General features: G+C 63.9%; 10 protein-coding genes. 5 read left to right on the forward strand and 5 right to left on the reverse strand.

Features of this window, described 5'->3' with window-relative positions; all coding sequences use genetic code 11:
• Nucleotides 1-405: 405 nt before the first annotated feature.
• The 3 genes from AC2VOU_RS11335 to AC2VOU_RS11345 form a co-directional block, all read right to left on the reverse strand.
• Nucleotides 406-651 (reverse strand): hypothetical protein, encoded by a 246-nt coding sequence (locus tag AC2VOU_RS11335; protein ID WP_486957465.1) that lies wholly within the window; start codon nucleotides 649-651, stop codon nucleotides 406-408.
• A gap of 107 nt (nucleotides 652-758) precedes the next feature.
• Nucleotides 759-992 carry a hypothetical protein gene (locus tag AC2VOU_RS11340; protein ID WP_486957466.1) on the reverse strand — a complete coding sequence of 78 codons (234 nt, stop codon included), beginning with the start codon at nucleotides 990-992 and terminating at the stop codon, nucleotides 759-761.
• Complete coding sequence (locus tag AC2VOU_RS11345; protein ID WP_486957467.1) at nucleotides 989-1,162, reverse strand: excisionase family DNA-binding protein; 174 nt, start codon at nucleotides 1,160-1,162, stop codon at nucleotides 989-991. Before AC2VOU_RS11345 ends, AC2VOU_RS11340 begins: the two co-directional genes overlap by 4 nt.
• A gap of 303 nt (nucleotides 1,163-1,465) precedes the next feature.
• Here AC2VOU_RS11345 and AC2VOU_RS11350 point away from each other — a divergent pair, with 303 nt between their 5' ends.
• Together AC2VOU_RS11350 and AC2VOU_RS11355 are read left to right on the forward strand one after the other, a co-directional pair.
• Entirely contained in the window at nucleotides 1,466-2,113 is a 648-nt protein-coding gene (locus AC2VOU_RS11350; RefSeq protein WP_486957468.1) for a hypothetical protein, read from the forward strand.
• Between the two features lie 249 nt (nucleotides 2,114-2,362).
• The gene (locus AC2VOU_RS11355; RefSeq protein ID WP_486957469.1) at nucleotides 2,363-2,764 is read left to right on the forward strand and encodes a RidA family protein; all 402 of its coding nucleotides are present in this window, start codon (nucleotides 2,363-2,365) and stop codon (nucleotides 2,762-2,764) included.
• Here AC2VOU_RS11355 and AC2VOU_RS11360 read toward each other — a convergent pair.
• Entirely contained in the window at nucleotides 2,719-3,078 is a 360-nt protein-coding gene (locus AC2VOU_RS11360; RefSeq protein ID WP_486957470.1) for a DUF952 domain-containing protein, read from the reverse strand. The two genes, AC2VOU_RS11355 and AC2VOU_RS11360, sit on opposite strands and share 46 nt — an antisense overlap.
• A 124-nt stretch (nucleotides 3,079-3,202) precedes the next feature.
• On the opposite strand from AC2VOU_RS11360, the gene AC2VOU_RS11365 reads away from it, so the two are divergent.
• Both AC2VOU_RS11365 and AC2VOU_RS11370 read left to right on the forward strand, forming a co-directional pair.
• A complete protein-coding gene (locus AC2VOU_RS11365) occupies nucleotides 3,203-3,400 on the forward strand; it encodes a DUF7455 domain-containing protein (protein WP_486941555.1) in 198 nt (65 codons plus the stop codon).
• Nucleotides 3,401-3,461: 61 nt separating this feature from the next.
• Nucleotides 3,462-4,463: a YihY/virulence factor BrkB family protein gene (locus AC2VOU_RS11370; RefSeq protein ID WP_486957471.1), complete on the forward strand. Its 1,002-nt coding sequence runs from the start codon at nucleotides 3,462-3,464 to the stop codon at nucleotides 4,461-4,463.
• Here the strand turns inward: AC2VOU_RS11370 and AC2VOU_RS11375 are convergent.
• Complete coding sequence (locus tag AC2VOU_RS11375; RefSeq protein WP_486957472.1) at nucleotides 4,450-4,689, reverse strand: DUF3039 domain-containing protein; 240 nt, start codon at nucleotides 4,687-4,689, stop codon at nucleotides 4,450-4,452. The genes AC2VOU_RS11370 and AC2VOU_RS11375 overlap by 14 nt on opposite strands.
• Before the next feature lie 43 nt (nucleotides 4,690-4,732).
• Here AC2VOU_RS11375 and AC2VOU_RS11380 point away from each other — a divergent pair.
• A partial coding sequence (locus tag AC2VOU_RS11380) for a DUF3099 domain-containing protein (protein WP_486957473.1) occupies nucleotides 4,733-5,041 on the forward strand: 309 nt, incomplete at its 3' end.

Here is a 5,041-nt window from a genome sequence, read left to right on the forward strand (position 1 = left end):
ACGTCGCAGATCATCGAGTCTCAACGTATGGGGCCGTTCGTTGTCCAGTACAGCGCCGACCATGCGGTCCAATGGTCGACAGCGGAGCTTACGGTCCTTAACGGCTACCGGGTGCGAGCCCAGTAGCCCACACAGTCATGCCCGGTAACAAGGCCGGGCAGTCCCTAGCCCGTTGGTCACCCACGAAAGTTGGTGAAACCCCTTTACATGGTTGCGGGTTGGGGTGTGGGGGATATGGCCAGTTCATAGCCTCTTTCAGGTCGGGTGTGCCGCGTTTGCCGGGTCAACCTTTCTACCGGCGTTTATCGGGGCGCGGCATGAGGCTTTACGGCCTACGGGCAGGGCGGGGTGTGGGTCCCCTGTCCTGCCCGACACCTGCTAGACCACCCGCGAGAGCGGTATCTGCTAGTCGAGTTCTAGCGCCGACAGCGCGCTGATGAGCCGTCGACGGGTCTCGTCGGTCAGCTCGACAATCTCGCCGAGATACGCGCTCCGCTGGGCGAGCGTGCCGTCTGCCTGTTGGCGGGCGGACATGAACAGGGAGCAGGGCAGCCCTTTGGCGTCGGGCCAGTGAACGAACCGCCCGCCGTTCTCGTCCCATTCGTCTATCCGTGCCGCGCCCTTCGGGGCCGTGATGTGTGTTGTTGTCATGGTGGCGAAGCTACCGCCCGCGACGGGCCACGTCAAGCAAGCTACATGCATCATGTACGTTGCCGCACAACGGTTTTCACATTACACACCATGTACTTTAGCGGCGCTTAGCTACCGGGCGCGACCTGCCTGCACTCGTAGCTGACCGGATCACACAGCGTCGGCAGCGTCGTCCAACCACCGTAGGTGCCGGGCGTGTCCCACACGGGCATTAGCGGCCCGTCGTAGGACGGGTTAGGCATGTACTGGCAGGTGTTGTATGCGGCGCATGGCGGGCTTGCGTGGGCTACCGGCGCGGCGAGAACGGCCAGCGCGGCGATGACGGTTGCGGCGATCTTCACCACAGGTTGAGCCATCCCTTTGGGTCGTCCACCCACAAGGCTGGGATGCGGACCTTGCGGCCATCTTTGACGACCGGGCACTGCTCGGTCTTGATCCAGCGGCGAATGTCGTCGGTGTGGACGCCGAGACGTTGCGCGGCTTGGGCGGGGGTAAGCAACCCGGTTGTCATTGTGTTCCTCTCTTGTGTGGTTTCAGTCCAAGATATTTCACCGCACAGCGCTGCCGCGATTACCCCGTTTATGCAGGTAGACCACAACGCTTAGCCGTCCCTAGTGCGCGACTACCTGGACTAGCGACACCTGCGGCCAGGCGTAGTCCGGCTAGACCGTGATCCGATCGGTCATACGCCCAGCAGGCTGTATGAACAAGAGGAAAAAGCTGAGAGAAAACTGTGCATTCGTGCCCACTCGGGCGTACCATCCGCTTTTACCTGAGGCCGTGTCAGGGCGGCCCGAGCGAAAAGGGGAGAAACATGAAACCACAGTTGATTCTCGCCGGTGCCGCAGTGGCGGCGGCGGGCGCGCTCGGCCTGGCCATTCCCGCAGCCCACAACACCCACCACGACGAGATCGGGCTCACGTCAGGCGCGACTCTCAACGACACGGCGCTCAGCCTGGAAGGCGTGAGTCCATGGTCCAATCCGGACACACCGCTGGGCGAGGTCACCGGAACCAGCGGTGCCGATTTCTACAATGTCATCACCTCCGGAACCACCGCTTCCGGCACATTTGTCCCGACGGACACCACGGTCGCCGCGCAGGATCTGCTGAACTCGTCGGTGATCATCGATGCCAACCAAGCGGCGGGCATCGGCTACACCAACGGCTACATCGGCCTGTCGCCGACCTCGACGGCAGACCTCTTCCAATTCAACGATGCGCTGGGCGTTGACTACGACCACGGTTTGCAGGCGCTGATGACCGCGTTCAACCAGCCGCTTATCTCCTACGAGGACGCCGTCAACGCGAGCACCCCCGGCACTTATGACCCGGCGCAGCTCAACTTGGACCCGGCGGAGCTAGGGCTCAACGGCGCGTCGTTGACGCTGGCCAACGATTTGACCGTCGCGTACCAAGACTTCGTGAGCGCCGCCGACCTGGCGTTCGGCATAACTCCGTAGTCCGAGGTTCCTGGCGGGCGTCCCGTCCCGGGATTCGGGCACACAGCGCCCGATCTGCCCCCTCACCCGTCCCGGGCCTGCTGTGCTCGGCGCCGGGCAGCATTGCCTGCGAGATCAACCACCGGGCTCCTGAGACCGGGCCGCGGCGTCGTCCTGTCGGCCACCACGTTCAAGGAAACAGGGACTGGAGCCTTTCGCGCTGAGCGAAATTCGGGTGCGCGCACCGGGCGGGCGTCCTAGGTTGACCGCATGTCCACCCGTCGCGTCCTGGTCTGCTCCGGAACCGAGTTCGAGGCAGCCGCCGGCTATTCGCGCGCGGTGCGCATCGGCTCGTACGTCGCCGTCTCCGGCACCACCGCGCCCGGTGACGATATCGGCATCCAGACACGAGAAGTGTTGCGCCGCATCGAGGCAGCACTTATCGAGGCGGGCGCAGCGCTGAGCGACGTGGTCCGCACCCGCATCTATGTGACCGACATTTCACGCTGGCGCGAGGTCGCGGCCGTGCACGCCGAGGTGTTCGGCGACATCCTCCCCGCGGCCGCCATGGTCGAGGTGACCGCATTGGTCGAACCCTGGCTGCTGGTGGAGATCGAAGCCGACGCCTACCCGCCCACCGCCGGGAACCCGCCGTCGGCGCCCGGACGGTAGCGGGTGACGTTAATCACGGCGGCAACGGGCAACGGGCCGTAAAGATGCGGGAACAGCATCGACGCCGGATCCGTTGTTACCCCTAGTTCCCAACGAAGGGGCGAATCCAGGCGAGTCGGGTCGACGTGCAGCAGTACAAGGTCGTCGCGACCGCGGTAGAGGCGGTTGGCCGGCAGGTGCACTTGCTCCGGCGTCGAGAGGTGGACGAAGCCAACGCTGGTCAAAGATTCGGGCCGAAGCTCGCCCTCGGCGTGAGCAGTTGACCAGTCGCCGGTGGAACACAGATGCAACAGCAGCGGCGGCGACCCAGACATGACGCCATCTTCTCGCACCGGTCAAACGGCACGGGGTGAGAAACGACACAACCGGTAAACCACCGGTGAAGACGGCCAAAATCGCAGTCATCTGAGACAGTGGAGAAGGCAGAACGGAGTAGCGATGAACGCAACGTTGACCAGTCCCGAATTGACCAGGGCTGATCGGTGCGATCGGTGCAGCGCTGCTGCACGGGTTCGCGCCAAGCTGCCCTCCGGCGCGGAACTCTTGTTCTGCCAACACCATGCCAACGAGCACGAGGCAAAGCTGATCGAATTGTCTGCCGTGCTGGAGATCAGCGGCGACACCGTCGGAGCTTAAACGCGACTCGCCGCCAGCGGACCTGGCGAGGATCGCATTCGTCAGGAATCCTGAACGGGTCATGACCGACCACCCAGTGAAACCCTCGCGGCATCACCTGTGGCGCATTACTCGGCGGGCGTTGTCGAAAAGTTGGGACGACTCGATTTTTTCGGAGGCCGCGCAAGCGGCATTCTGGTCGGCGTTATCCATGCCGCCGTTGCTGCTGGGCATGCTGGGCAGTCTGGCCTATGTGGCGCCGTTGTTCGGCCCAGACACGATGTCGGTCATCGAGCATTACCTGGTGTCGATGTCGGGCAAAATCTTCTCGCCGAGCGTCGTGCACGAAATCATCGAGCCGACCATCTCCGACATCGATCGAGGCGCCCGCGGTGAGGTGGTGTCGCTGGGCTTTGTGATCTCACTGTGGGCGGGTTCGTCGGCGATCTCCGCCTTCGTCGACTCGGTGGTCGAAGCCCACGACCAGACGCCGCTGCGCCATCCGGTGCGCCAGCGTCTCTACGCGCTCGCGCTGTATGTGGTGATGCTGCTCTTCGTGATCGTCGCGGCGCCGTTGATGGTGCGCGGGCCTCGCAAGCTGGCTGAACTCATTCCCGACGGCTTGCAGGACGTGCTGGCCTACGGCTACTACCCGGCGCTGCTGGTCGGCCTGATCGCGACCGTGGTCGTCTTGTATCGGGTTGCCCTGCCCGACCCGCTTCCGTCTCATCGGCTGATCTTCGGCGCGACGCTGGCCAGCGTGGTGTTCGTGATCGCCACGCTGGGCCTGCGCATCTACTTGCGCTACATCACCGGCACCGGCTACACCTACGGAGCGCTGGCCACCCCGATCGCCTTCCTGTTGTTCGCATTCTTCGCGGGCTTCTCGATCATGTTGGGCGCCGAATTCAACGCCGCCATCCAAGAGGAGTGGGCGGCCCCGCGCACGCATGCCCACCGGATGCGACGGTGGCTGGTCAAACGCGCCAAGGAAGCCGTCGCGGATGTCAACCCGACGACCGACGCCGACAACGACGCCGATGCACCGTCGCCCGCCAACTCCGGCCGGATCAGCTCCGCTTGAGCGTCTCGTAGATCCGCTTGCAGTCCGGGCACACCGGTGAGCCCGGCTTGGCGGACTTGGTCACCGGAAAAACCTCACCGCACAGCGCCACAACATGGGTGCCCATCACGGCACTTTCGGCGATCTTGTCCTTCTTGACGTAATGGAAGAACTTGGGGATGTCGCTGTCGGTCCCGTCGTCGACGCGTTCGTCGGTGTCGGTGCGCTCGATGGTCTGAGTGTCCATGGGACACATTGTGCCGGAACCGGGTCCACCACCGTCAGCCAACTTGTGGAAGAGTGGTGCAATGAAGCGCAGCCAAGAGCTGGGTTTTGACGACGATGGTCGACCGATCCTCATCACCGCCGCCGCACCCGCGTACGAGGTTCAGCACCGGCAACGGGTGCGCAAGTACCTGGCCATCATGTCGTTTCGGATTCAGGCCCTGCTACTGGCCGCCGTGGCATATGGCTTGTGGCACAACGGTCTTATCTCGCTGGCGATCATCGCCTTCTCTATCCCGCTGCCCTGGATCGCGGTGCTCATCGCCAACGACCGCCCGCCCCGGCGGGCTGACGAACCCCGCAGGTTTGACGGC

The organism is Mycobacterium sp. TH-M25, from assembly GCF_057473665.1.